The 23,351-nt window shown below is 65.0% G+C and carries 23 protein-coding genes and 1 pseudogene; 16 read left to right on the forward strand and 8 right to left on the reverse strand.

From position 1 onward, the window contains the following. Positions 1–41: 41 nt before the first annotated feature. The 5 genes and pseudogenes from HMPREF9336_RS10090 to HMPREF9336_RS10110 form a co-directional block, all read right to left on the reverse strand. Positions 42–2,867: an MMPL/RND family transporter gene (locus HMPREF9336_RS10090; protein ID WP_007466627.1), complete on the reverse strand. Its 2,826-nt coding sequence runs from the start codon at positions 2,865–2,867 to the stop codon at positions 42–44. 16 nt (positions 2,868–2,883) lie between these two features. Beyond that, the gene (locus HMPREF9336_RS10095) at positions 2,884–3,414 is read right to left on the reverse strand and encodes an MmpS family transport accessory protein (RefSeq protein WP_021030462.1); all 531 of its coding nucleotides are present in this window, start codon (positions 3,412–3,414) and stop codon (positions 2,884–2,886) included. Positions 3,415–3,451: 37 nt separating this feature from the next. Continuing rightward, positions 3,452–6,261 (reverse strand): annotated as a pseudogene (locus HMPREF9336_RS10100) (MMPL/RND family transporter). A gap of 46 nt (positions 6,262–6,307) precedes the next feature. Next, entirely contained in the window at positions 6,308–6,832 is a 525-nt protein-coding gene (locus HMPREF9336_RS10105; RefSeq protein ID WP_007466633.1) for an MmpS family transport accessory protein, read from the reverse strand. A 108-nt stretch (positions 6,833–6,940) separates the two neighbouring features. Next, positions 6,941–7,654: an MgtC/SapB family protein gene (locus HMPREF9336_RS10110; RefSeq protein ID WP_007466635.1), complete on the reverse strand. Its 714-nt coding sequence runs from the start codon at positions 7,652–7,654 to the stop codon at positions 6,941–6,943. A 20-nt stretch (positions 7,655–7,674) separates the two neighbouring features. On the opposite strand from HMPREF9336_RS10110, the gene HMPREF9336_RS10115 reads away from it, so the two are divergent. The 9 genes from HMPREF9336_RS10115 to truA all read left to right on the forward strand — a co-directional run bounded on the left by HMPREF9336_RS10115 (position 7,675) and on the right by truA (position 13,143). Further along, positions 7,675–8,382 (forward strand): VOC family protein, encoded by a 708-nt coding sequence (locus HMPREF9336_RS10115; protein ID WP_007466637.1) that lies wholly within the window; start codon positions 7,675–7,677, stop codon positions 8,380–8,382. A 180-nt stretch (positions 8,383–8,562) separates the two neighbouring features. Then, positions 8,563–8,784: a translation initiation factor IF-1 gene (infA, locus tag HMPREF9336_RS10120; RefSeq protein ID WP_013139397.1), complete on the forward strand. Its 222-nt coding sequence runs from the start codon at positions 8,563–8,565 to the stop codon at positions 8,782–8,784. Between the two features lie 25 nt (positions 8,785–8,809). After that, positions 8,810–8,923: a 50S ribosomal protein L36 gene (gene rpmJ, locus HMPREF9336_RS10125; RefSeq protein ID WP_007466645.1), complete on the forward strand. Its 114-nt coding sequence runs from the start codon at positions 8,810–8,812 to the stop codon at positions 8,921–8,923. Between the two features lie 244 nt (positions 8,924–9,167). Continuing rightward, positions 9,168–9,542, forward strand: coding sequence for a 30S ribosomal protein S13 (rpsM, locus tag HMPREF9336_RS10130; protein WP_007466647.1), 375 nt, complete (start codon positions 9,168–9,170; stop codon positions 9,540–9,542). Between the two features lie 3 nt (positions 9,543–9,545). Continuing rightward, complete coding sequence (gene rpsK / locus HMPREF9336_RS10135) at positions 9,546–9,950, forward strand: 30S ribosomal protein S11 (RefSeq protein ID WP_007466648.1); 405 nt, start codon at positions 9,546–9,548, stop codon at positions 9,948–9,950. A gap of 17 nt (positions 9,951–9,967) precedes the next feature. Continuing rightward, positions 9,968–10,573, forward strand: coding sequence for a 30S ribosomal protein S4 (gene rpsD / locus HMPREF9336_RS10140; RefSeq protein WP_007466650.1), 606 nt, complete (start codon positions 9,968–9,970; stop codon positions 10,571–10,573). 74 nt (positions 10,574–10,647) lie between these two features. Beyond that, the gene (locus HMPREF9336_RS10145; RefSeq protein ID WP_007466652.1) at positions 10,648–11,700 is read left to right on the forward strand and encodes a DNA-directed RNA polymerase subunit alpha; all 1,053 of its coding nucleotides are present in this window, start codon (positions 10,648–10,650) and stop codon (positions 11,698–11,700) included. Positions 11,701–11,729: 29 nt separating this feature from the next. Next, a complete protein-coding gene (gene rplQ / locus HMPREF9336_RS10150) occupies positions 11,730–12,233 on the forward strand; it encodes a 50S ribosomal protein L17 (protein ID WP_007466655.1) in 504 nt (167 codons plus the stop codon). Between the two features lie 28 nt (positions 12,234–12,261). Beyond that, the gene (gene truA, locus HMPREF9336_RS10155) at positions 12,262–13,143 is read left to right on the forward strand and encodes a tRNA pseudouridine(38-40) synthase TruA (RefSeq protein WP_007466657.1); all 882 of its coding nucleotides are present in this window, start codon (positions 12,262–12,264) and stop codon (positions 13,141–13,143) included. Between the two features lie 12 nt (positions 13,144–13,155). On the opposite strand, the gene HMPREF9336_RS10160 is transcribed toward truA, so the two are convergent. Then, complete coding sequence (locus tag HMPREF9336_RS10160) at positions 13,156–13,584, reverse strand: YbaB/EbfC family nucleoid-associated protein (protein WP_021030467.1); 429 nt, start codon at positions 13,582–13,584, stop codon at positions 13,156–13,158. Beyond that, positions 13,566–13,895 (reverse strand): hypothetical protein, encoded by a 330-nt coding sequence (locus tag HMPREF9336_RS10165; RefSeq protein ID WP_007466660.1) that lies wholly within the window; start codon positions 13,893–13,895, stop codon positions 13,566–13,568. Before HMPREF9336_RS10165 ends, HMPREF9336_RS10160 begins: the two co-directional genes overlap by 19 nt. 503 nt (positions 13,896–14,398) lie before the next feature. Between HMPREF9336_RS10165 and HMPREF9336_RS10170 the strand changes: the two genes are divergently transcribed. Beyond that, positions 14,399–15,991, forward strand: coding sequence for a nucleotide-binding protein (locus HMPREF9336_RS10170; protein WP_244431653.1), 1,593 nt, complete (start codon positions 14,399–14,401; stop codon positions 15,989–15,991). Positions 15,992–16,131: 140 nt separating this feature from the next. On the opposite strand, the gene HMPREF9336_RS10175 is transcribed toward HMPREF9336_RS10170, so the two are convergent. Then, complete coding sequence (locus tag HMPREF9336_RS10175; protein ID WP_021030470.1) at positions 16,132–17,973, reverse strand: hypothetical protein; 1,842 nt, start codon at positions 17,971–17,973, stop codon at positions 16,132–16,134. A 315-nt stretch (positions 17,974–18,288) separates the two neighbouring features. Here HMPREF9336_RS10175 and HMPREF9336_RS10180 point away from each other — a divergent pair, with 315 nt between their 5' ends. The 6 genes from HMPREF9336_RS10180 to HMPREF9336_RS10205 all read left to right on the forward strand — a co-directional run bounded on the left by HMPREF9336_RS10180 (position 18,289) and on the right by HMPREF9336_RS10205 (position 23,350). Beyond that, positions 18,289–18,588 carry a hypothetical protein gene (locus tag HMPREF9336_RS10180; protein ID WP_244431654.1) on the forward strand — a complete coding sequence of 100 codons (300 nt, stop codon included), beginning with the start codon at positions 18,289–18,291 and terminating at the stop codon, positions 18,586–18,588. 11 nt (positions 18,589–18,599) lie between these two features. Beyond that, a complete protein-coding gene (locus tag HMPREF9336_RS10185; RefSeq protein ID WP_007466670.1) occupies positions 18,600–20,168 on the forward strand; it encodes a hypothetical protein in 1,569 nt (522 codons plus the stop codon). Positions 20,169–20,597: 429 nt separating this feature from the next. Next, positions 20,598–20,897, forward strand: coding sequence for a PE family protein (locus tag HMPREF9336_RS10190; protein WP_007466672.1), 300 nt, complete (start codon positions 20,598–20,600; stop codon positions 20,895–20,897). 46 nt (positions 20,898–20,943) lie between these two features. Beyond that, positions 20,944–22,416, forward strand: a complete 1,473-nt coding sequence (locus HMPREF9336_RS10195; protein WP_007466675.1) for a PPE domain-containing protein — start codon at positions 20,944–20,946, stop codon at positions 22,414–22,416. A gap of 265 nt (positions 22,417–22,681) precedes the next feature. After that, positions 22,682–22,981 (forward strand): WXG100 family type VII secretion target, encoded by a 300-nt coding sequence (locus HMPREF9336_RS10200; protein ID WP_007466677.1) that lies wholly within the window; start codon positions 22,682–22,684, stop codon positions 22,979–22,981. A gap of 78 nt (positions 22,982–23,059) precedes the next feature. Beyond that, entirely contained in the window at positions 23,060–23,350 is a 291-nt protein-coding gene (locus HMPREF9336_RS10205) for a WXG100 family type VII secretion target (protein ID WP_007466691.1), read from the forward strand. Position 23,351: the final 1 nt, after the last annotated feature.

The following is a 23,351-nucleotide window of genomic DNA, read 5'->3' on the forward strand; positions in this document are numbered from 1 at the left end:
TGCGGAGATCTCGTGTCGGGGCCAGGGGCGTGTTTCCGGGTTCAGAGGTCCTTCAAACGCATCGGCCACCAGAATTTCTCGCCCAGCATGACCGCGAGCGTCGGCACGGTGAACGTTCGGACGACGAAGGTGTCGATGACCAGGCCCATGCCGATGGTGAAGCCCATCTGCGCGAGGTGCACGAGACTCGCGCCGAGCATGCTGAACATCGTCACCGCGAACACCATGCCCGCCGTGGTGACCACGCCGCCGGTGCCCGTGATCGACCGGATGACGCCGGTTTTCACCCCCGCGCCCATCTCCTCTTTGAAACGCGAGGCGACAAGCAGATTGTAGTCGGCCCCGACCGAGATCAGCACGGCGAAGACGGCCAGCGGGACCGCCCAGTGCAGCTGGAGGCCGATCAGATGCTGCCAGACGAACAGGCTCAACCCGTACGTGGACAAGTAGGAGACGACCACCGACGCGATGACGACTCCGGCGGCGACCACGCTGCGCAAGAGGAGCAAGACGATGCTGAAGATGAGCGTGAGCGCGGCGACCAGGATGATCTTCTTGTCCCGGTCGAGGATCGCGTGCGTGTCGGCGATAGTCGCGGCGCTGCCGCTGACGGTGACGACGCTCCCCTCCAGCGGCGTGCCTTTCAGCGCGGCGTCCGTCGCCTCGCCCAGCCGCGCGGGCCGGAGCATCCCCTGCGCGCCGAAGCTGGAGCTTTTGCCCATGACGATCAGCCGGGTGGTCTTCCCGTCCGGGGAGAACATGAGGCCGACGTATGGCTTGAGCCGAGGATCGGACAGAAGTTGGGCGGGGAAGTAGAAATACGTCCCCGTGCCTGCCGAGCTTCTGCCGAGGTCCTGCATGAGGCTCACCCCCATGTCGAGCTGGCTCACCATGGGCTCAATGGCCATATTGATCGAATTCGCCATATCGCGCAGCTGCACCAAAGACCCCTCGATGAGCGGGATCGAGCTCGTGGACGTGGTCATGCCGTTTTGGAGAGAAGCGGACAGGGCGGTGATCTGCCGCAGTCCCGAGCTCAACTGGCCGAGATCTGCGAGGCCGTTCAACGTGGCGTTGGCCCCGGAGCAGGCCAGGTTTTTGGCGCAGTCCGTCTGCTCGGCCAGCGAGGCGCGCACTGGCTCGGCGAGCGCGCGCAAGTCGTGGATCTGTTTGTCGAGCTTCTTGAGCGTGGCCGAGGTTCGCTCCGACTGCGCGTTCAACGCGCCCGCCTGCTGCTGGGCGCCCGAGAGTTCGGCTTTCAACTGGTCGATCAGCTCGATCGTCGCGCCGAGATTATCGGTGAGCTGGCGCATCTGTCGGGCCCGCTCCTTGATCACAAGGAGGTTCTGCGAGAGCATTTTGCCCGCGTAGCCCGCTCCGAAGGTCAGCGAGGCTTGGTCGAGGGGGGCTCCGAGCGGCCGGGTGAGCCACTGGACCGCGTTGACGTCGGGCAGCTTGGCCAACTGCTGGGCGGTTTGCTCGATGGTGCCGATGTCGGCGGAATTGCGCAGATCGTGGTCGGCCTCGATAAGCACGATGTCCGGGTACAGCTGGTGTTCGGGGAAATGCCGCTGCACGGCGCTCAGCCCTTTGGCGCTTTGCATGTTGTGCGGGATGTAGGCCAGCTCGTCGAAGTTGAGCTCGGCGGTCGGAATGGCGAGCATGCACAGGGCCAGCACCACCGAGGACGCGATGAAGATGGGTTTGGGCCAGCGGGCGATGCACACACCGACGCGCCGCCACACGGTGGCCGAACGGACGCGTCGTTTCGGCTCGAAGAGCCCGAACCGCTTCGCGCCGACGAAGAGGACGACCGGGGTGATGGTCAACGCCGACGCGGCGGAGCAGATCAGGCCGATGGCACAAGGAGTCCCCATGGTCTTGAGCAGGTCGAGCTGCGCGAAGTCCATGCAGGCAAGCCCGCCCGCCACGGTGAGGCCGGAAGCGAAGACGACGGGGGCCACGCCTTGGTACGCGGATCGGTACGCCTCGTCGATGCTCTGTCCTGCGCGTCTGCCCTCTTGGTAGCGGCCGATGAAAAAGATCGAGTAATCGGTGCAGGCGCCCATCATGAGCGCGCCCATGAGCGCGTTGGTGAACAAGGAGGTCGGCAGCAGACCTGCCTGCACGAGCAGGTTGACCAGCGGGTCGGCGACGGCGACCGCGAGGCCGACGGTGAACAAGGGGAGGACCGCCACCCAGATCGACCGGTAGACGAAGAGCAAAAGCGCGCCGATCAGCACGGCGGAAGCGATGGCGAGGCGGATGGAGTCCTGCATGACAGCATCGATCTCCTCGACCGCGCCCTGGCTCATCCCGGCGTTGTAGACGGAGACTCCGGCGGGTTTGGGGATCGAGTCGACGATCGACTGCACGGCCTGCACCGACTCGACGGCTTTCGGGCTGCCGATGTTCCCGGCGAGGTTGAGCTGCAGGAACGCCAACTGTTTGTCGGGGCTCTCGGTCGCGGCGGCCAGCTGAGGGTCCGACCACGTGTCGAAGACCGACTCCACATGCGCTTTGTCGGCTTTGAGCCGCCGCACAAGCTCCACCCGGTACTGCTGGTCGGCCTCGCCGAACGGGGCGTTCTTCTCGAGGATGAACACCGACTGGTTGTTCGAGGAGGATTCGCCGAACGCCCGCCCCATCCGCTTGAGCGCTTCCCCGGAAGCCGTGTGCACGGGGAAGAGGGGACTGCCGTGCTCGATGATCATCTGCTCGATCGGTGGCGCGATCAAGTTCAACGCAACCGCGGCGAACACCCAGAGTCCGACGACCGGCAAGGCGAACCGGGCGACGAGCGCGGCGAATCCGGAAAATTTCGAGCCGCTGGAATTCGAGTCGTTGGTCCTGTAGTCGTGCGGCATGTCGGGCGGCCTCCTCTTACTGGACTCTGGTCGACGGTTGCAGGGCGTTGAGGATGCAGATGACCGAGGGAGTGCTCCCGGTCTGGGTCTTCTCGTCGGCGACGGAGCCGTCAACGACGATTCGGCAGGTCAGGGTGCCGCCGTCGGACAGCGCCGTCACCCCTGCGGCGGATGCGATGTCGCGGGAGGTGATCTGCGCGCGCCACGGAGCTGAGCCGGTGAACCGCTGTGTTTGGCCTTCCCCGTCCAGGTAGGTGATGGTGATCGGGCTCGGGGTCGAGCTGGTCACCTCGTAGGAAATGCTCTTCGGCGGGGGCGAGAGGGTGAGCGCGGCATGCGGGGGCCGTTGCGGTTTCCGCCCTGTCTCCGGCAGCGCGACCTGGTCCCTGGTCAGCACGTACCCCGTCGCGCCGCACCATAGGGCGAGGATGAGGAGGTAGATCCAGCCGTGTCGTTTGACGAGGAACACGAGCGCCGTTTTCAGCGGCTTCGATCTCTCGAATTGCGCATCTCGGCCACCTGATGTGTCATCTGTCACGTCGAGCACGACGTTATGCTAGCACTTTTGCTAGCGGTAGCAAGCGTTAGGCCGGGAGGTCCTTCAGGCGCATCGGCCACCAGAACTTCTCGCCGAGCATGACCGCGAGCGTCGGCACGATGAACGTGCGCACCACAAAGGTGTCGATGACCAGGCCTATGCCGATGGTGAAACCGAGCTGGGCGAGGTGGAGCAGGCTCGAGCCCAGAAGGCTGAACGTCGTCATCGCGAACACCATGCCCGCCGTGGTGACCACGCCGCCGGTGCCCGCGACCGATCGGATGACGCCGGTTCTGACCCCGGCCCCCATCTCCTCTTTGAAGCGGGAGACGACGAGCAGGTTGTAGTCCGCCCCGACCGCGACGAGCACCGCGAAGACTGCGGCAGGGATCGACCAGTGCAGCTGGAGGCCGAGCAGGTGTTGCCAGACCAGCACGCTCACGCCCAGCGTCGAAAGGAACGAGATCGCCACGGAGACGATGACGATGCTCGCCGCGACCACGCTGCGCAGCAGGAACAGCACGACAGTGAAGATCACGGTCAGCGCCGCGACGAGCAGGACCTTCTCGTCATGCTCGAGGATCGTGTGCGTGTCGGCGACCATCGCGGCGGCCCCGCTCACGCTGACCACGCTCCCCTCGAGCGGGGTGCCCTTCAGCGCCGCCGTCGCGGTCGGTCCGAGCTGTCCTGCGCGGGCCATGCCGACGGAGCTGTAACTCGAGCTCTTGCCCATGACGATCATGCGGGTGCTCTTGCCGTCCGGCGAGAACATGACGTTCACGTAGGGTTTGATCCTCGGGTCGCCCAAAAGCGCGGCGGGGAAGTAGAAGAAGGAGCCGTTGCCCGCCGAAGATTTGCCGATGTCCTGCATGAGGTAGGCGACGATGCCCAGCTGGGCGACGAGGGGCTCCACGGCGGCGTTGACCGCGGCCACCGTGTCGCGCAATTGGCTGAGCGAGCCGGTGAGCACCGGAATCGAAGCGGAGGAGCTCGCGATGCCCTCGCCGACCGAGGACACCAGGCTCTGCAGCTGTTTCAGGCTCTTGGAGAGCTGGTCCGCGGTGGCGAAACCGGCGATGGCTCCGCGCGCGGCCTTCGCCGCCCCGAGGCATTCTTGATCGCCGAGGCACTGTTTGAGGTCGTTGGCCGCCGTTGTGTCGATCGCGGGCTGCAGCAGCTTGCGCAGCGCGTGCAGTTGGCTGTTGAGCTTGTTGAAATTGGTTGTGAGCTGCGAGGACGAACTCTTCAACCCGCCGGTTTGCCGTCCCGCCGCGTCAAGCTTGCCCTGGAGCCCGTCGATAGTGTCGATGATCGCGTTCAAATTGTCGGTGAGCGTGTGCAGCTGGGCGACTCGGTCTTTGATGAGCGCGGCGTTCTGCGAGAGCATCGCACCGGCGTAGCCGATGCCGTAGCCCAGCGAGGTCTGCGTGAGCGGGACCCCCGTCGGCCGGGTCAGCCACTGGACGGCGGTGACGTCGGGCATCTGGCTGACCCGTTGCGCGACCTGGTCGAGCAGTCCGATGTCCGAGGAATTGCGCAGGTCGTGCGTGGACTGGATGAGCACGGTGTCGGGGTAGAGCTGAGTCGAGGGGAAATGGCTCTGCATCGCTTGCATGCCTTCCACGCTCTGCAGCTTCTTCGGGATGAAAGCGATCTCGTCGTAGTTGAACTCTGCCGTGGGGATCGCCAGCATGAACACCGCCAGCGTCCCGCAGGCGGCCGCGCAGACCGGCTTCGGCCAGCGGGCGACCCGGACTCCGACGCGCCGCCAGATCGAGGTGGTCTCGCCGTGCTTGCCCGGATCGAACAGGCCGAACCGTTTGGCCCCGATGAGCAGCATCGCGGGAGTTGCGGTGACCGAGTACAGCGTCGCGATGGCGAGGCCGAAGGCGCACGGCAGGCCCAAGGATTTGAGGACGTCGAGCTGCGCGAAGCCCATACACGCCATCCCGCCGCTCACGGTGAGGCCGGAGGCGAGGATGACTGGGGCGACTCCTCGATACGCGGCGCGGTACGCGCGCTCGACGCTCTTTCCGGCGCGTCTGCCCTCTTGGTAGCGGCCGATGAAGAAGATCGAGTAATCGGTGGCCGCTCCGATCAGAAGGGCCCCCATGATCGCGTTCGTGAACAGCGAGGTCGGCAGGAGCGTGGCCTTCACCAGCAGGTTCACGGCGGGAATGGCCACGGCGATGACGAGCCCGAGAGTGATGAGGGAGAGGAGGGTGACCGATGGCGACCGGTAGATCAGGAGGAGCAGGATCGCGATGAGCACGGCGGACACCACCGCGAGCCAGGACGAGTCGGCGAGGACGGCGTTGATCTGATCGACCGCGCCTTGGCCCATCCCCGCGATATAGACGCGGACCCCGGAGGTTTGGGGGTCGAGTCGACGATCGACTGCACGGCTTCGACCGCGTCGTACCCTTTTGGGGAGCCGATGTCGCCCGCAAGGTTCATCTGGAGATAAGCGAGCTCTTTGTCCGGGCTTTCCACCGCCGCCGCCAGCTGCGGGTCGGACCACATGTCGAAGACCGACTCCACATGCTGCTTGTCCGCCGTCAGCAGGTGGAGCAGATCGAGCCGGTATTTCCGGTCCGCGTCGCCCATCGGCTTGTCCTTCTCCACGATGAGGACGGCCTGGTTGTTCGTGATCGACTCGCCGAATGCCTTGCCGATGCGGGCGAGCGCGGCCCCGGACTCGGTGTTGGTCGGGAAAAGCGGCCGGTCGTGCTCCTTGATCAGACTCGAGAACGGCGGGGCGACGAGGTTGAGGACGGCCGCTGCGAGGAGCCAGAGGGCGACGATGGGCAAGGCGAACTTCGCGACAAGCGAGGAGATACGGCCGTCTGGTGTCATGTAGGGCTTTCCGGCTTGGGTTTTTCAGTTTCAGACAGGGAAGTTTTCAGATGGGAAGTTTTTGGAATCCCACTAAGTTGCAGCTGACCGACGGATGGTCGCCGCTGCCGGACTTCTCGTCGACGACCTGGCCGTCGACGCTGATCCGGCAGCTCAGGGGGCCGCTTTTGGTGAGCGCGGTCACGCCTGCCGCGAAGCCGATGTCACGAGTGGTCACGATGCTCCGCCAGGGCGCTGGGCCGACGAAAAGCTGAGTCTGAGTTTTCTCGTCCAAATAGGACACCGTCACTTCTTGCCCCGGCTGCGCGAGCACTTCGTAGGTGACGTTCTTGGCGTTCGAGGAGAGGCTCAAGCTGGCGAGCGGAGGCTGCTTCGGCTCTTTATTCCCGGCTGGGAGCGCCACGTCCTTCGAGGTGAGCACGTACGTGGCCGCAGCGATCCAGAGGACCGCGATCAGGAGATAGGCCCAATCCTGAGGGCGCAGGATAGGCTCGTGCTTACGATTGGGTCGCCGAAGCGGACGCTTCGGCTGCGCTCGCGAGCGCTGTATGTCCACGCTGACATCGGCCATCTTGCTGAATATACATTAGCGCGCTGGTTCTCCAATTATAGAGAAATTATATTTAGAGAACACATAACTTAATTCATAAAAAGAATCCAAGATATAATCAAATCTTTATCATTCGCCTTCTGCGCGCACTCCCCATCGCACGCTTCCGACGGACGGCTCGAGGCTGAGCGGGCCGGTCACGAGTTCGAGCTGGCGGTCCTCCCTGTGCTCGGCGGAGAATTCCGCGCGCACCTCGACGAGGCCGTCTTGGTCGGTGTCGGTGCTGGTCATCGCGATAAGCTGGAAATCGGAGCGGCCGAGAGCCTGGAGCAGCTGCGCCCGGACCCGGATGGCGGCCTTGGGCTTGACGGTGGCGACGACCTCGTAGATCACGGCGCGGTCTTCCGGATCGGTCCGCTCGGAGGCGGGGAAGCGGTCGATCTGCAGCCCGAGCAAGCGCAGGAGGATGTTGACGGCGACGACCGCCGCTGTCCCGACGACGGCGGTGGAGTACAGGCCCGCTCCGGCGAGCGCGCCCACCGCCGCCGTGCACCAGAGCGTCGCCGCCGTGTTCAAACCGCGCACGGAGAAGCCGTCGCGCAGGATGACGCCGCCGCCGAGGAAGCCGATGCCGGAAACGATCTGCGCCGCGACCCGGGTCGGGTCGGCGGCCCCTCCGGAGAAGCCGTGAGCCGAGAGCAGCACGAAAAGCGTCGATCCGACTGCGACCAAGGCGTTCGTGCGCAGCCCCGCGCGCCGAGACCGGTATTGGCGCTCGATGCCGATCAGAGTGCCGAGCCCGACGCCGGTCACAACACGCAGCAGCATTTCCAAAGTGCTCACGTCGGCCTATACTATTCGGCGTGTCCCGGCCAGTTTTTGTGGAGCTGCATACCACTGATCCCGCTGCTTCGATCGAGTTCTATGCCGGGCTGTTCGGCTGGGAGCCGGCCCCGGACCCTGAGCACGCCTCGGGCGGGTACACGCCGCTCACGCTCGGAGGCAAGACCGTGTCGGCAATCGGCCCCGCCTATGTCGCCGGGCAGCAGCCCCAGTGGGTGGTCTCTTTCGCCACGGACGACGCGGCGGCTTCCGCGAAGGCCGTCGCGGAGCTGGGCGGGAGAACGCTGCTTGGCCCGCAGCGGGTTTTCGACCTCGGGACTTTCGTTTTTGTGGCGGACCCGCTCGGCGCGACGTTCACGCTCTGGCAGCCCGACGCTTTTCCGGGGTTCGGCGTGTGGGGGCGGCCGGGCTCGATGGGATGGGCCGAGCTGTCCACGCCCGATCCGGACCGCGTGATCGGGTTCTACGCCGACGCGCTCGGTTGGTCGGTGGACCGGGACCCGCATTACGCCCATGTGGGCCTCGGCGGCGAGCATTTCGGCGGGATCGCGCGCGGCGAGGGCGGCTGGAAGCCGTACTTCGAGGTGGCGGAACTGGACGCGACGGCGGCGGCGGCCGTCGGTCGCGGGGCCGAGACGCTGGTCGAACCTGTGGCAGTCGGGGAGGCCAGGAGGGTCGCCGTGCTGCGCGACCCGCAGGGCGCGGTCTTCGGGCTCTTCGGCAAGTGAGGGTCTGACCTCGAAATTTGCAAGTTCAACTGGTGCCGCGTAGCATAGACCAACGGCGCGCAAGGCGTGCCAGTCGGTGTTGCGCGCGGTTTCTCTTTTGAGGCTATCACTGTTTCGTCACGCGATTGGCTCGTCCTCGCCGTCCAGGGTAATCCACAAACGGCACGGATCGTGGAGGTCATGGCTAAAAAAGACGGCGCCATCGAGGTTGAAGGACGAGTGGTCGAACCATTGCCCAACGCGACATTTCGCGTTGAGCTGGACAATGGTCACAAAGTCCTCGCCCATATCAGTGGCAAGATGCGGCAGCACTACATCCGCATTCTGCCGGAGGACCGGGTCGTCGTCGAGCTTTCCCCGTACGACCTGTCCCGAGGGCGGATTGTGTACCGGTACAAGTAATGGCAAGAAAACAGGAGATCCAAACGTGAAGGTGCAACCGAGCGTCAAGCGGATCTGCGACAAGTGCAAAGTGATCCGGCGGCATGGCCGGGTCATGGTGATCTGCGAGAACCTGCGCCACAAGCAGCGTCAGGGCTAGGATCGCGGGCCGAAGGCCGAAGCGATCAAGAGACACGCAAACACCGCATGCGGCGTGGACCGACCGCATGGGAGCGCGGGACGGCAGTGCCCTGCCGCAGCCAAAGCGACCCGAAAAGCACAGAAAACTTCTCGCGCCTCCTCAGCCTCGGCTGAGGTCGCCCCCGGCTCGGAGGCCGGGGCCCCGCACCGCCTGCGGGGACGGGCGAGGAGCAGACCTCCGACGAGTGAAAGGACAGAGCCGAATGGCTCGTTTGGCAGGAGTCGACCTCCCGCGCGATAAGCGCCTGGAGATCGCGCTCACCTACATCTACGGCATTGGCCGCACCAAGTCGAAAGAGATCTTGGCCGCGACCGGCCTCTCGCCCGACCTTCGGACGAAGGATCTGACCGACGGCGACGTCGCGGTGCTCCGCGAGTACATCGAGAACTCCCTGAAAGTGGAAGGCGACCTGCGCCGCGAGGTGCAGGCGGACATCCGCCGCAAGGTCGAGATCGGTTGCTACCAGGGGCTGCGCCACCGGCGCGGGCTCCCGGTCCGCGGCCAGCGCACCAAGACGAACGCCCGTACCCGCAAGGGCCCCAAGAAGACCATCGCCGGCAAGAAGAAGGCCAGGTAAACCATGCCACCGAAGAACCGCGCCGCAGGCGTGAAGAAGGTCCGTCGTCGGGAAAAGAAGAATGTCCCGAACGGAGCCGCACACATCAAGTCCACGTTCAACAACACGATCGTCTCGATCACCGACCCCGAGGGCAACGTCATCGCGTGGGCTTCGTCCGGTCACGTCGGGTTCAAGGGCTCCCGCAAGTCCACCCCCTTCGCCGCGCAGCTGGCCGCCGAGAACGCGGCGCGCAAGGCTCAGGAGCACGGCCTGAAGAAGGTCGACGTCTTCGTCAAGGGCCCCGGCTCCGGCCGTGAGACCGCGATCCGTTCCCTCCAGGCCGCAGGCCTCGAGGTCGGCAACATCTCCGACGTCACCCCGCAGCCCCACAACGGCTGCCGTCCGCCGAAGCGTCGCCGGGTCTAGGGGAAAGGGAAAGAAACATGGCTCGTTACACAGGACCCATCACTCGCCGTTCGCGCCGCCTGCGCGTGGACCTGGTCGGCGGAGACAAGGCGTTCGAGCGCCGCTCCTACCCGCCCGGCCAGCACGGCCGCTCCCGCGTCAAGGAGAGCGAATACCTCACCCAGCTGCAGGAGAAGCAGAAGGCGCGGTTCACCTACGGCGTCATGGAGCGCCAGTTCCGGAACTACTACGAAGAGGCGCACCGCCGCACCGGCAAGACCGGTGAGAACCTGCTGCGCATCCTCGAGACCCGCCTGGACAACGTGATCTACCGCGCCGGCCTCGCCCGCACGCGCCGCCACGCCCGCCAGCTCGTCACCCACGGGCACTTCCTGGTCAACCAGAAGCGGGTGGACGTGCCCAGCTACCGGGTGAGCCAGTACGACATCATCGACGTGCGCGAGCAGTCCACCCACGCGGACCCCTTCGAGATCGCCCGCGAGCTCTTCGGCGACCGTCCGGTCCCGGGCTGGTTGCAGGTCGTCCCGGACACCCTGCGGATCTTCGTGCACGCAGAGCCCGTCCGCGAGCAGATCGACGTGCCGCTGCAGGAGCAGCTCATCGTCGAGTTCTACTCGAAGTAATCCACAGACAGTACTGTCCACATGCGACCCCACTTGGCGTCATATAGCGGGCGTCATGAAGGAGGAAATTTCCTATGCTGATTTCTCAGCGCCCCGTGCTCACCGAGGAAGTGGTGAGCGAATACCGCTCCCGGTTCGTCATCGAGCCGCTCGAGCCCGGCTTCGGCTACACGCTCGGCAACTCGCTGCGGCGGACTCTGCTGTCGTCGATCCCCGGCGCGGCGGTGACCAGCATCCGGATTGACGGCGTGCTGCACGAGTTCACCACCATCGCCGGTGTGAAAGAGGACGTCACCGAGATCGTCTTGAACGTGAAGGGCCTTGAAGTCTCTTCCGTCGAGGACGAGCCCGCGACGCTGTACCTGCGCAAGCAGGGCCCCGGCCCGGTGACTGCGGCCGACATCGTCGCGCCCTCCGGCGTCACGATCACCAAGCCCGACACCCACATCGCCACGCTGAACGACAAGGGCAAGCTGGAGATGGAGCTCGTCGTCGAGCGCGGCCGAGGCTACGTGCCGGCTGTGCAGAACAAGGACTCTGGCGCGGAGATCGGCCGGATTCCGGTGGACTCGATCTACTCTCCGGTGCTCAAGGTGACCTACCAGGTGGAGGCCACCCGCGTCGAGCAGCGCACCGACTTCGACCGGCTGATCCTGGACGTGGAGAGCAAGAGCTCGATCACCCCGCGCGACGCCGTCGCTTCTGCGGGCAAGACCTTGGTGGAGCTTTTCGGCCTCGCCAGGGAGCTGAACCTCGCCGCAGAGGGCATCGAGATTGGCGCGGTGGCCGCTTCCACGAACAACATCGCCTCGCTCGCCCTGCCGATCGAGGACCTGCACCTGACTGTGCGCTCCTACAACTGCTTGAAGCGTGAGGGCGTGCACACGATCGGCGAGCTTGTGGCCCGCTCCGAGTCCGACCTCTTGGACATCCGCAACTTCGGCCAGAAGTCCATCGACGAGGTCAAGCTCAAGCTCTACACCCTCGGGCTCGCGCTGAAGGACAGCCCCGCGAACTTCGACCCCTCCAACATCGACTTCGATGAGGACACGGCGTGGGACGGGGAAGATGAGGAAGACACCGACGATCTCGACGGAGAAGACTTCGCCGAGACAGAAGACCTGTAAGACGGCTACCCTGTAAAGGACGGCACACCATGCCAAAACCAGCTCGCGGCCCGCGCCTTGGCGGGTCCGCCTCACACGAGAAATCTATCTTGGCGAATCTCGCCACCTCGCTCTTCGAGCACGGTCGGATCAAGACGACCGAGGCTCGGGCGCGGCGGTTGCGCCCGTACGCCGAGAAGCTTGTCACCAAAGCGAAGGCGGGCACGCTGGCCGACCGTCGCGAGGTGCTCAAGGTCATTCGCGACAAGAGCGTTGTTCATCAGCTCTTCGCGGAGATCGGCCCGTTCTACAGCGACCGGGACGGCGGCTACACGCGGATCGTGAAGACCGAGCCGCGCAAGGGCGACAACGCCCCGATGGCCGTGATCGAGCTGCTTCGCGAGAAGACGGCGACGGACGAGGCCGACCGGGCTCGTCGCGTTTCCGCCTCGAAGGCGAAGGCCGAGGAGCCGAAGGCCGTGAAGGCTGAGGAGCCGAAGACTGAGGAGCCGGTCGTCGAGGCCGCAGCTGCCGAAGCAGAGCAGGCTGACTGACCTGGGGAGTTTCCCACGAGAAGTCCCGTTGCACGCCGTTCGCGGCGGGCAACGGGATTTTTCTGTTGACAGCGCCGATCCCAACACTGTCCGGTTGCGCCTGGACATCGCGTACGACGGGACCGAGTTCTCCGGATGGGCGCGCCAGCCGGGCAGGCGCACAGTCGCGGGGACGATCGAAGCGGCCTTGGGCAGGCTGTTCCAGGCTCCCGCCCAGCTCACAGTGGCTGGCAGGACCGACTCCGGAGTCCATGCCACTGGGCAAGTCGCCCATGTGGATGTGAGCGCCGAACTCGTGTCGGGCCGACTGCCGCCGGACAAGCTCGTGCGCAAACTCGCCAGAATGCTCCCCTCGGATGTGCGGGTGCTGGCCGCGCGCGAGGTGTCGAAGCAGTTCGACGCGAGGTTCTCGGCGCTGCGCAGGCATTATCGTTATCAGATCACCAGGGCCCCGCACGGCGCGGACCCGTTGCGGGCGCGAGAGGTCGTGCCGTGGGGGAGGCCGCTCGACCTCGGCTTGTTGAACGCCGCCTCGGCCGCCCTTGTGGGATTGCACGACTTCGCCGCGTTCTGCCGCCCCCGCCCAGGGTCCACAACGATTCGAGAACTTCAGCGGTTCGACTGGACCGAGGATGGACCGCTGCTCACCGCGAGGATCAGCGCTGACGCGTTCTGCTGGTCGATGTGCCGCTCTTTGATCGGAGCGGTGACCGCCGTGGCCGAAGGAAGGCGCGAGCCCGGCTGGGCCGCAGCTCTGCTCACGGCTCCGTCGCGCTCCAGCGAGATCGCTGTCGCGCCAGGGCACGGGCTTTGCCTCACCGGAGTGGACTACCCGCCGGAATCGGAGTGGGCCGCGAGGAACCTGCGCACCCGCGACACGAGAGCACCGTTGGTCCCGCCGCCAGAATGAAGGCCAGAGGCTCTAATAAACGTCCGGATACTTCTCGCGGGAGAAGTTCGCGTCGTCGTGGATGGTGTCGTTGAACTCGTCCACGATGTCGTTGAACTGGATCAGCGCGGAACGTGCCGCGTCGGCGCAGGTCTTCGCGACAAGCGCCCCGACTTCGGGCCCGGACAAGTTGGAGATCCGATGGTTCAGCGAGAGGGAAAGGAGCTTGCCCATCCCGTCCACCTCCACGGTGCACGCCTCGTCTTCGGAGGTATGCCGCACGCGGATCTTTTTCAGGGCTTCCTCGGTCGCGTACATCTTCTCAAGGCGAGCCTTCGCGAGGCGGATCACCTCTTTGACGTCGACGCCGAACTGCGGCATGAAATCTTCCGGCGTCGCCAGCTTCCTCGGCGGGGGCGAGGCGGACCGCTGCTGCGGTTCGGTCATACTTTTCTCAGCCACGTCTCCGGCACCTCCTCCTCGTCGAAGCTGAGGATCGCTTCCTCGCGGGCGAGCTGCTCTTTCGTCGGATAGCCGAGTTCGTCCAGGTCGCGCTTGGACCAAACGCTCGATTTATCCGCTTCGAGAATCGTACGATACTGGTGTTGCGCGCGCCGAGTGGCGAGATGGTTCAAACGCATGATCTCCTGGGCCAAAGCTTCCGGACTGAGCCTGCGCACTTCGCTGGTCTCGATGTGCACGGCAAGCGGCAGCCCGGACACCGAGGATTTGACCGAGATGGACCCGTTCAATGATGAAGCTAAGGACAACACGCCCTCCTTCCTCGTTGTCTGACGATAGTGTTCACGTCCCTCTTCGTGTTGTGCGCTGAGGCTTCGCGTCGTCGCGGTAAACTTTCTTACTCACGTGAGCATAACACCAAGTGAAAGAGCTCTTTTGCGGGGCGCTGGCGCTTGCCGGGGCAGGTCCGCGCCTTGGAGTAGCGCGGTCGGCCCTCCGGGTGAAGCGCCGGGGAGCGATCATTCCTCCAGGAACCGCGCTCCTGCCGCAGTCGCGCTGCGCGGGGCGGGTAAGATGAGGCACGGCTTGTCCCTCGCCCGGTCCGACTGCGGCGGGGAAGGCACCGCCGCCCCCAGGGGCGGACGGTTGAGGACGTATATAGAGGATGGAAACGGAATGCTTCTCGCGGGAACTCCGGCTAGCTCGCCGTTCCGGACGGATCGCCTTGCGAAGCGGCATGCGCTGCCAAGCGCGATTTGGTCGTGCGGCGTAGCATCTCTCCTCGTGCACTCGAGAAGCGTTTGGGGGCTTGCAGTTGACTGAGAGCAAACCGGACCAAGGCGGTCAGCAGTGGCCTGGTGCTTCGGCTTGGCCGCAAGACGGGCAAGCCGCGTGGCCGGACCCTGGTCAGTCTGCTTGGCCGCAAGCGGGGCAACCCGCGTGGCCGGATCCGAATCAAGAACAGCCGGGGCAGGGCGTTGAACATCAGGCTCAAGGTCCGCAGGGCTGGCCCGGAGCGCCTGGGGCGTGGTCGGCGCAACCGCAAGGGCAGCAGGATCCGCGCGCGGCCCACGGAGGGCACCAGCCCGCGTGGGACCAGGACGCGGCCGGGCAGCAGGGCCGCACGGGGCAGGTTCCGCAGCCGTCGCCCTACGCGTTCCCCGGACAGCCGCAGCCAGCCCAAGACCCGAGCCATGCGTACCCTCAGCAGGGGTACGATCCGAGCCAGGGGTATCCGCAGCAGGGCGGTTGGGACCAGCAGCAGGCGTACGACCCGAATCAGGCCTACCACCAGCAGGGACACGACCCTGTCCACCAGGGCGGTTGGGACCAGCAGCAAGGCTACGACCCCAGCCAGCAAGGCGGTTGGGACCAGCAGCCGGAAGCTCCGAGGGGCGGCGAGTTCCAGGGCTTCGACCAGAGCGGGGGTTTCGGCCCGGAGTTCAACACCGGCGTGTGGCAGCATGACGACTTCGACCCGATGTCGCCCTCTGTCGACAATCTCAACCTGATCAGCTCGCCGGGAAACCGGGGGCCTGGGATCGGGCGACGGCTTCGGGACGCATTCGGCAGGCAGGGCCCGCGCGACGATCTGCAGTACCGCACGTTGGTCAACCGGATCAACCAGCCGATCCAGGGCGACTACCGGATCGCGATCTTGTCGTTGAAGGGCGGAGTCGGCAAGACGACCACCACGGTGGGGCTCGGCTCCACGTTCGCCTCGCTCCGAGGCGACCGCGTCATCGCCGTCGACGCGAACCCCGACCTCGGCACCTTGGGCTCGCGTATTCCTCGGCAGAGCAACTCGACAGTGCGCGACCTGTTGGTCGACACTTCGATCTACCGGTACTCCGACGTCAGGGCGCACACTTCGCAGTCGTCCAGCCGGTTGGAGGTGCTGGCGAGCGAGCGGGACCCGGCGATTTCCGAGGCGTTCAGCGAGCGGGATTACCGCGGCGTGATCAAGATCCTGCAGCGCTTCTACAACGTCATCTTGACCGACTGCGGCACGGGTTTGATGCATTCGGCGATGAAAGGCGTTTTGGACCTCGCCCATGCCCTCGTGCTGGTCACCTCGCCAGCTCTCGACGGAGCGCGGAGCGCCGGGGCGACGTTGGACTGGCTGCTGCACCATGGGTACGACCAGCTCGTCGCGCGCACGGTTGTCGTCGTGAGCTCGTCGCGGCCGGGGTCCCCGACGTTGGATCTCAACCAGCTTCGCCAGCACTTCTTGGTGCGTTGCCGCGCGGTGCAGATCATTCCGTTCGACGACCACCTCTCCGAGGGGGCCGAAATCGAGCTCGACCAGCTGCACCGGAGCACGCGCCGGTCCTTTGTCGAGCTCGCGGCTCTGATCGCCGACGATTTCCCCATGGCGATGTCCCGCCAACAGCGCTCTCAGTATTGAGGTTCTTCCCCGCTCGCAGAACTCGCGGGGGCGTCCCCTCGTCAGCTCGCCGCGCCCTGGGCTCGTCCTCTCGCAAACGGGAGAAGCCCAGCAGGCTCCCCGAGAATCAGCGATTACTCGATTGAGCGGCACGTGATGTCTTACGGCATGGCCTTGAGGGTCTGGAGCGCCTTCTCGCACGCTGCGCCTCGGGCGTTGTTGCGGCAGCCGATCGAGATCAGCAATTTGCTGTCCTTGTGCGGGGCCACGTAGAGGAACCAGCTCGCGTTGCGGTCTGGCTGGTCGTACGAGTTGAACGAATTCGCGCCATGCTGGACCCCGAATTGCAGATTCGTGAAGTGGCCAGAACTCTCGTCCATCTGCTGACGGAAGCTTTCGCCCACAGATTGCAGGGTGGCTTGTGCGTCGATGCCTTCGTAGCTGACGGCGATCTCTGTGCAGGAATCGTTCGGATCGTGGAAGAAATGCGGGGCGGACCGGAAGGAATGCCCTTCGGAAGATCCTGGCTTCGACGACGGGCAAGCGCTGGAATTCGTCTGCTCCCAGTGCGCAGGCAACTGGAAATGAAACAGCACCGCGCCGTTCGAATCGGGGTCTTGCACTTCCACTTGCTTCGTCGTGGCTCCGGGGTCGGTCGTGATGTGCGCGGGTGGAGCGGCGACACCGTCGCTCCTCGTCGCGAACCAGGCAATCGCGCCGCCTCCGAGAACGACCACCAGCGTCATCGCAATACCGATCAAGACAGCAGGGGAGGGCGATCTCTTGGGCTCGGGGAACGAGGCTTCAATCGACGAGCTGAACGCCGCTGAAGCCAACGAGGCCGCTCCGGCCTGCGGAAGGTCAGGTTCCGGGCTCCGCTGTTCGGCGGAGGCGAGCTGCTGCGGAATATACGGGGCCCTGCCGTACCGCGGCTGCGCGGTCTGCGGAGCCTGCCGCTCGGGTTGGTACGGGGGAACGCCTTGCGGGGAGTGGGGCTGCGGATGCGATGGGGCGGCCGCGTCGCCCCGAGCCGTCGCGGCGGGCATGCCGGGAAGAGGCAGCGGGGGAGACGAGGGCTGCGCGGCGGTCGGCTTCGACGCGATGGGCGACTGCTGCGAGACGGTCTTTGGCTCGGGCGCTTCTGCCTGGCGTGCGGCGGGACCGGCAAGCCCGCGCAGGGCTCCGTCGCGCGGCGCGGCGACGATTCGGTCGAAGCCGGGGTCGTTCTGATGAATCTGCGCGACGATAGCCTCCGCGAGCCGGGGCGGCGCGTCGACGATAAGCCGGTCCAGAGTTTTCGAGCAGTCGTTCTTGCCGATCTTCTCTTGGAGCATGTCGGAGAGTTCGCCCGCGACGTCGCCTCCCATCTCCGACAAGGAGATCCCCAACTGAGGGCAGAGGCGGCGGCTCTCCACTTGCGTCCAAGCTCCGTCGCTGCTCGTGAGCAGCGAGATGTCGACCGAGCTCGCCTGCGCTTCGATGACTGCGACCACGCGCGCGGCAGGGGCGGCCAGGGCTTGGGCGAGCGCCAGGGCGCGGGGGAGCACCGAGCACCGCGCCCCGAGCTTGGCGGCGGCCATCCGGAGCACTTCGGCACGCGGGCGGCCCCACGTGCTCGGGTGGGCGACCACGATTTCGGGGTCGTCTGCGGCGGCTTTGGCCGGGAGGGCGGGAGCTAGCAGCCTCGTCAGCAAGTCGCCGACCGCGTGCGGGCGGTTGTTGAGCAGAACATGGGACACGTCGACGAGCGTCGGGAGCAATCGCACACCTGCGAGCGGATTCGTCCCGAGCGCACGCATGATCGGCTCGCCCGCGACGATCTGGTTCGGATCGGTGCTCTGCGGGTCGAGATAGCCGATCGTCGTCGGCCACTCGACCACGGCTCCGCCGTGGACGGACCGCACCACGCTCTCGGTGAGGTCGATGAGAACGGCCCCGCCCTCGGCGGGGGCCGGGCAAGCGGCCCGTCCGTCCGCGATGCGTTCATGCTGCTTCTCCCTCATCGGACTACGCCCAGGCGCGATCCTGTCGCTCCGCAAGTCGGCGAGCGTCGGATTCCATGCTCCTTTCGGGGGATCGTAGCATGTCACAAGTGCCGCACGAGGCTGAGCGGCCGACCATAAAAATTCTTCTCGGTATTGGTTGCGCGTCAGAAGGGAACCGTATACAGTGTTGCTCAGCCGGTCGTCTGGCCAGCGTGAGTCATAATAGAGATTGTCAAGGCTGACGGCAGCAACGACTTCGGCCGATCTTTTCTCGAACGGGAATGAGGGATCGGGCCGACGAGCACGAAGGGGGTATTCCTCATGTCAGGAAAAATGAGTTCGAGCGCGGATGCCATGCTCCAGCACGCGGCGCAGACGCAGGCGATGGCCGCGCAGCTCGCCGGCGCGAGCGCGTTCGACCCGAGCATGTTCCAAGCTCCGATGATGGCCGGCCTCGGCCCGATCGGCGCGCCTTTCGTCGCCGCGTACATGGCGGCAACGACGAACCACATGGCGAGCACGGCTGAGCTGATCGCCTGCATGGAGGCGCACAGCGCCGCCGTTCAAGCTTCCTCGCAGGCGTACTCCGACACCGAGAGCAGCAGCTCGGACGGCTTCAAGAGCTTGATCTGAGGCTTGACCCGATGGCGAACGCGAACTCTCCTTTCTTCGACGGTGGGGTCATTGGCTCCGGGCCAGACGACCTGCTCGGAGGCGAGGACTACAACCTCTGGGACGACACGGGCGCGAATGCGTCCCCCGCCCCTACGTCTGCCGCCATCCCGGATGTGATCGGAGCGGATCAGCAGAGCACCGAGGCCGCCTCGAATTCGGTGGACCTCGGGGCGACCGGAGACCTTGGGGCAAAGGCTCCCGAGCCGGCTGAGAAGGTCGGGGACGTCATGAGCGGCCTGCATGACGACGACCATAAGAAGGACAAGAAAGACGACTCGCTGGAACTGGGCGACGGCAAGGACGACAAGAAGGACGCCGACGCCCCGGTCTCAGACATCAACAACGCGGTCGGAGCTCCCCCGGCGTCGAACTTCGACCCGATGGGCCTCTTGCAGCCGCTCATGCAGCTCGGACAGCTCTTCGGCCAAGCTCCGCAGCAGATGATGCAGATGCCGCAGCAGATGATGCAGCCGCTGCAGCAGATGATGCAGCAGATGCCGCAGCAGATGCAATCGCTCATGGGGCAGACCCAGGGGGGCGGCGGCAGCGGCGGCTGGCAAGGCTCCGCTTCCGACTCCGCCATGGGGCATATGGGGCAAATGGGCGACACCGCTGAATCGAACAGTCAGGACATGGGGGAGCTGCTCAGCACCGCGAAAGAGGCTGGAGAGAAGGGCGAGCAGGCGGCCAAGAAGCAGGAAGACGCTATGCAGGAGGGCCAGGAGGGAAACCAGCAAGCCCAGCAAGGCACGCAAAGCATGAACCCAGCCCAGATCAGCGCTGGTGTGGCGAAGGTCAACGGAGCGACAGGCAAGGCTGTCGCAAACGCAACGCAACACGCCGGTGAGATGTCCGAGCTCGCGGGGAAAGCTTCGGAGAAGGCTATGCCGAAGCAGCCGCCGGACATCAGCAAGCTCATGGGGCCGTTGCAGAGCATGATGCAGATGCCGATGCAGATGCTGCAGCAGGCTCCGCAGATGCTCCAAGGGCTGATGCAGATGCCGCAGCAGATGATGCAGGGCGGTATGCAGGCGATGCAGGGGCTGATGCAGGCGGCGGGCAAAGGCGGCGCGGGCAATCCCGCCGCGGAGGGGCTGGATGACAGCCTCAAGGACGGCGGCAAGCTGGACGGCACCATCGACTCGACCGCGAATATCGGCGGGCTCGGCGGCGGTGGGCTTGGCGGCATCGGCGGCGGTGGCGGCGGAGGCCACGAGCGCGCGCTCTCCGCCGCCGGCGGGAGCGCCAATATGGGGGGCGGCTCCAGTTCTGGCGGCGGCCCTGGCGGCATCGGCGGCGGAGCGTCGAGCGCTGGCAGCTCTTCGCTCAGCACTCGGCCTGCGGGCATGGGCGGCGGTGGCGGCATGGGTATGATGCCCCAGCATCACGGCGCGGGCGAGAGCAAGAGCGGCTCCAAAGTTCCGGACTACCTCAAGGGCTCGGTCCTGGGCCAGAGCCAGCTCGGGGACATCCCGCAGGTCGCCCCGTCGGTGCTCGGCGCTCCGCACGAGGGCGAAGGCGAATCCGTGCACGGCTGACCAAAAATGGTAAGATCATCTCTGTGGCCGGGGTTCGCTTCGGCTCGAGAACAACTGTACAGTTCATGGGGGTGCTCTTCAGTGAGTATTCCCAGTTCAAGCCAGGGAAGGGCGAGCGAACCGAGGGGCTCGAAAAAGTTCAAAATTTTTTGAGCGATAGGGAACCTACGAGGCAGTGGGTGCGTCTAAGTAAGCAGAACGCCAGGAAGCGAGGCCGAAGGCCGATCGGAGCGGCGATCAGCATAAAGACGCTCGTGAGCAACGAGACCTGGTCGAGTGAGGGCGAGAGATCGCTCGAACGAGACCTGTGCTGACAGTTGGACACAGAGCGAGCGACAATGGTGTCACCGCGAAAGCGCTAGGCAACAACAGGCTTTTTGCGCCAAACCAGGCGCGGACCGCCGCAACCATTGGAAAGGCACCTAACTTATGTTCGTGAACGTCGAACCCGAGGCGATTACCGCCGCAGCCGCCACCCTTGAGGGCCTCAGCATGAAGCTCCAGGCTATGGTCGCCGCCGCGTCGGGGCCGCTGCAGGACATCGCTCCCGCAGGTTTCGAGGATGTCTCTATCTTCGCCTCCGCCCAGCACATGTTCAACTCGGACAACTTCCTCATGATGGCCGAGCAGTCCATCTTGGAGCTGCAGCGACTGATCATCGCCCTGAACGAGCACGCCATGCAGTACACCGCGCAGGACGCTGGCAACGCGGCGACCTTCGGCGTCTAAGCGCAATGGTGGAATTCGGGTATCGGAAAGCGAGGAGGTGACGTAAATGCTCATGGACGCGACCGGCGCGTTGCCGGAATGGCTGCGGGCTTTGTTCGACGGCAGCTATGTGAAAAGCATGCCGATGATGGCGGCGAGCATGGCCTGGCTGGAAATGGGCCAAGAGCTCGAAGAGATGAGCGCGGAATTCGTTTCCGTCCTTTCTTTCCTCGAAGCGGCATGGCAGGGCACGGCCTCGATGGCTGCTGTCACGAAGTCCATGCCGTACGCGCTGTGGATGGCGACGGCGGGCATGGAGTGCGTCGGAAACAGCACGATGTGCGCCGCGCAGGGCATGAATTACGAGACCGGCGACGGCGATATCCCTCAGCTCGAGGAAATCATCACCACGCGGCAGACGCTCCTTTCCTCGTACGCCGCGAACGCGGCGGCTTGGGGCATGCTCTCCGGTTACGTCGCAGCGTGCGAGGAAGAGATGGAGCGGTGCACGTTCCAGACGATATCCGGTTTTTCGGCGTACGACGCCGCGACGCAGGGCACCTCGCAGGAGTTCGAGTTCACTCCGTCTCCGTTGATCACTTCGGTCGGGTTCCAGAGCGAGACGATGTTCGCGGCCTCCATGGCCGAGACGATGGCCCGCGCCGCCGCGGGCGTCGCCTCGGCTGCGGAGGTGGACATGATCCTCGCGGAGGCGACCGCCCAGGTCGCGAAGAATCTCGCGCTCGCCCCGGAGCGGATGATCACGCCGTACATGGCCGACGCCATGGGCATGTTCAACATCGCGCAGGGCAACGAGCATATGGGCTTGAACGCGCAAATCCACGAGATGGAGGCGCGCGAGCAAGAGAAAAAAGGCGAGACAAAAAGCCAAGACGTTTCCCAAATGGGCCAGCAGGTCATGCAGCAGGGCCAGCAAATCGGCTCCCAAATCATGCAGGGCGTCAGCCAGATGCTCAACATGGGGCAGCAGACGGGCCAGCAGGTCATGCAGCAGGGCCAGCAGGCCATCCAGCAGGGTGTGCAACAAGGCCAGCAGATCGGGCAGCAGATCATGCAGATGGCGGGCCAAATGGGTCAGCACGGCGCGCAGTCGTCCTTTGCCAACCCGGCGCTCACCGGCCAGTACGCCAGCGGTTACTCCGCCGGTTTCGGCGGAGCGATGACCTCGCCGATGGGCGCCGGATCGGGCGCGGGCGGCATTAGGGTGCCTTCGGGCTGGGGCGGTTCCGCTCCTTCGCTCGGGCTCGGCGTGCCCGGCATGACCGGTATGAAGCTGGACGCCGGGGCGATGCGCGGAGCAGCAACTGCCGCCCAAGCGGCAGCGGGCAGCAGTCTCAGCGGCGGTGGTTCTGGCATGGGAAGCGGCGTGCAAGGCATCGCTCAAGCCGCGCAGAAAAAGCAAACTCAGGAAGAACAAGAAGAAGAGCAGAATCGTCAATATCAAATTCCTGAGCAATTCGCGGATGGACGTGTCGTCACCCCTCCGGTGATCGGCGCCTCCGAGCGGGCAAGGGCCTAATCGGAGCGATTTCTAATGAAAGATTTCCGTTGACGAAAGGAAGGCGGTTTGCTAGAATTTCTTGAACGGATGTGCCGAATAAGATCGGCACGAAAGGGTAAATAAAACGGTACGTGAATGTGTCCCGATCTTGCGTCGGGGGTACCAGTGGACGGGAATGTTCATAACGACAGCACGCAAGAAAAACAACACAGACGGTCAGGCTCGAAGCTAAACCCGGCTAGGGCATCCCGACCTTATTTCCGAATTATTGGAGGAAACAGAAATGGCAGCAGTTAATCTGCAGGACGCGACAATCCTGAGCCAGGCCGCCTCGTCGTTCGAGGAGCACCACCAGCAGTACAACGCGCTGAACGCTCAGCTTCAGGGCCTCGTGGACGACGCGCAGGGGCAGTGGCGCGGCGCGGCTGCGGGTTCGTTCGCGACCTCCGCGAACAAGTGGCACGAGGCCAGCGCGGCGATTGCCCAGATCCTGAACGACATCCAGGAGAACCTGCAGAGCTCCGGCGTCGACTACGAGCGCGTTGAGGAAGAGCAGGCCGCTGCTCTCGACCTGCACTGGTGATCTCGGATCTTCGCGGTCGCTTTTCAACTTTCAAGACATTCATCAACGCAACCTTAAGTAGATTGGGAAAGTAATACTATGGGAGACATCGCATACGACTTCGGTCATATCCAGGAGCTTGCTCAGCAGATCCAGACCGTTTCGAGCCAGATCGAGGGCCTGCTCGGCGAGATCGACACCGAGGTTCAGAAGCTGGCCTCCGGCTGGGAAGGCGAGGCCCAGGCGACTTGGCACACGCTTCAGACGAAGTGGGGCCACGAGGCTGACGACCTCAAAGGCACGCTGCACGACCTCAGCGCCAAGGTCGGCCAGGCTGGCGAGGCCATGCAGCATGCTGAGGCCGCGATCGGCAACAAGTTCCAGCCGTAAT

This window comes from Segniliparus rugosus ATCC BAA-974, from assembly GCF_000185725.2.
Classification (GTDB): domain Bacteria; phylum Actinomycetota; class Actinomycetes; order Mycobacteriales; family Mycobacteriaceae; genus Segniliparus; species Segniliparus rugosus.

Coding starts and splice junctions, on each gene's coding strand:
- HMPREF9336_RS10090 (WP_007466627.1), bottom strand. CDS start 2,867: ATGCCGCACGACTACAGGACCAACGACTCGAATTCCAGCGGCTCGAAA.
- HMPREF9336_RS10105 (WP_007466633.1), bottom strand. CDS start 6,832: ATGGCCGATGTCAGCGTGGACATACAGCGCTCGCGAGCGCAGCCGAAG.
- infA (WP_013139397.1), top strand. CDS start 8,563: ATGGCTAAAAAAGACGGCGCCATCGAGGTTGAAGGACGAGTGGTCGAA.
- rpsM (WP_007466647.1), top strand. CDS start 9,168: ATGGCTCGTTTGGCAGGAGTCGACCTCCCGCGCGATAAGCGCCTGGAG.
- rpsK (WP_007466648.1), top strand. CDS start 9,546: ATGCCACCGAAGAACCGCGCCGCAGGCGTGAAGAAGGTCCGTCGTCGG.
- rpsD (WP_007466650.1), top strand. CDS start 9,968: ATGGCTCGTTACACAGGACCCATCACTCGCCGTTCGCGCCGCCTGCGC.
- HMPREF9336_RS10145 (WP_007466652.1), top strand. CDS start 10,648: ATGCTGATTTCTCAGCGCCCCGTGCTCACCGAGGAAGTGGTGAGCGAA.
- rplQ (WP_007466655.1), top strand. CDS start 11,730: ATGCCAAAACCAGCTCGCGGCCCGCGCCTTGGCGGGTCCGCCTCACAC.
- HMPREF9336_RS10175 (WP_021030470.1), bottom strand. CDS start 17,973: ATGAGGGAGAAGCAGCATGAACGCATCGCGGACGGACGGGCCGCTTGC.
- HMPREF9336_RS10180 (WP_244431654.1), top strand. CDS start 18,289: ATGAGTTCGAGCGCGGATGCCATGCTCCAGCACGCGGCGCAGACGCAG.
- HMPREF9336_RS10185 (WP_007466670.1), top strand. CDS start 18,600: ATGGCGAACGCGAACTCTCCTTTCTTCGACGGTGGGGTCATTGGCTCC.
- HMPREF9336_RS10190 (WP_007466672.1), top strand. CDS start 20,598: ATGTTCGTGAACGTCGAACCCGAGGCGATTACCGCCGCAGCCGCCACC.
- HMPREF9336_RS10195 (WP_007466675.1), top strand. CDS start 20,944: ATGCTCATGGACGCGACCGGCGCGTTGCCGGAATGGCTGCGGGCTTTG.
- HMPREF9336_RS10200 (WP_007466677.1), top strand. CDS start 22,682: ATGGCAGCAGTTAATCTGCAGGACGCGACAATCCTGAGCCAGGCCGCC.
- HMPREF9336_RS10205 (WP_007466691.1), top strand. CDS start 23,060: ATGGGAGACATCGCATACGACTTCGGTCATATCCAGGAGCTTGCTCAG.